Source organism: Stenotrophomonas sp. NPDC077421 (assembly GCF_049545505.1).
Taxonomy (GTDB): Bacteria; Pseudomonadota; Gammaproteobacteria; order Xanthomonadales; family Xanthomonadaceae; genus Stenotrophomonas; species Stenotrophomonas nematodicola.
The window spans coordinates 1-1,188 of sequence record NZ_JBMWDP010000089.1 but is presented as its reverse complement, the minus strand read 5'-3'; the positions used below and the strand labels follow the sequence as shown (position 1 = coordinate 1,188).

The following is a 1,188-nucleotide window of genomic DNA, read 5'->3' as shown; positions in this document are numbered from 1 at the left end:
CTGCCACGCCCCACCAGGTGACGTTTCAGCATCAAGAATCACATAGGACAGCCTGCTGCGACGCAGGAAGTAGCCGGCCGAAAGACCCGCCTGGCCACCTCCGATCACCACCACATCGACGTTGTCCATCTGGACTTCCTCACACCGATGCACTCAGGCGGCGTTCTTGTGCTGCTGTTGATCGGAGATCTTGAGTGCATCCAGATAGCGCTCTGCATCCAGTGCGGCCATGCAGCCGAAGCCGGCGGAGGTGATGGCCTGCCGATAGTGCTGGTCGGCCACGTCGCCTGCGGCGAACACGCCTTCCACCGAGGTCTGGGTGGCGTTGCCGCCCAGGCCCGAGCGGATTTCCAGGTAGCCGTTGTTCATCGCCAGCTGGCCGTCGAACAGGGTGGTGTTCGGGTGATGACCGATGGCCACGAAGAAGCCGTGCGCGTCGATGTCGCGGGTGCTGCCGTCCAGGGTGGACTTCACGCGCACACCGGTCACGCCGGCATCGTTGCCCAGCACTTCCTCGACCTGGTGGTGCCAGACGGTTTCGATCTTGCCGGCCGCGACCTTGGCAAACAGCTTGTCCTGCATGATCTTTTCCGCCTTGAGGGTGTCGCGGCGGTGGACCAGGTAGACCTTGCGGGCGATGTTGGACAGGTACAGGGCCTCTTCCACCGCAGTGTTGCCACCGCCGACCACGACCACGTCCTGGTCACGGTAGAAGAACCCGTCGCAGGTGGCGCAGGCGGACACGCCGCGGCCCTTGAACGCCTCTTCGGTCGGGATGCCCAGGTACTTGGCGGTGGCGCCGGTGGCGATGATCAGGGCGTCACAGGTGTATTCGTGACTGTCGCCGATCAGCCGGAACGGGCGCTGGGACAGGTCGGCCGTGTGGATGTGGTCGAAGATGACTTCGGTCTCGAAGCGCTCAGCGTGAGCCTGCATGCGCGCCATCAGGTCCGGGCCCATCAGGCCATGGGCGTCGCCCGGCCAGTTGTCCACCTCGGTGGTGGTCATCAGCTGGCCACCCTGCTGCAGGCCGGTGATCACCACCGGGTTTAGATTGGCGCGGGCTGCATAGACAGCGGCGGTCCAGCCGGCCGGGCCGGAACCAAGGATCAGCAATGGAATGTGTCGGGTGGTGCTCATGGCTCAGCGGCTCCGTGCGTCGGCAGGAAAGTAGCGCTTGCCCAGCCG

Annotated in this window: 2 protein-coding genes; both read right to left on the bottom strand. The window is 64.8% G+C overall.

From position 1 onward, the window contains the following. On the bottom strand, window positions 1-129 hold a 129-nt coding region (locus tag ACPEH1_RS20590; RefSeq protein ID WP_423716321.1), incomplete at its 3' end, for an FAD-dependent oxidoreductase. Between the two features lie 24 nt (window positions 130-153). Further along, window positions 154-1,140 carry a thioredoxin-disulfide reductase gene (gene trxB / locus ACPEH1_RS20585; RefSeq protein ID WP_313242944.1) on the bottom strand — a complete coding sequence of 329 codons (987 nt, stop codon included), beginning with the start codon at window positions 1,138-1,140 and terminating at the stop codon, window positions 154-156. Between the last annotated feature and the right edge of the window lie 48 nt (window positions 1,141-1,188).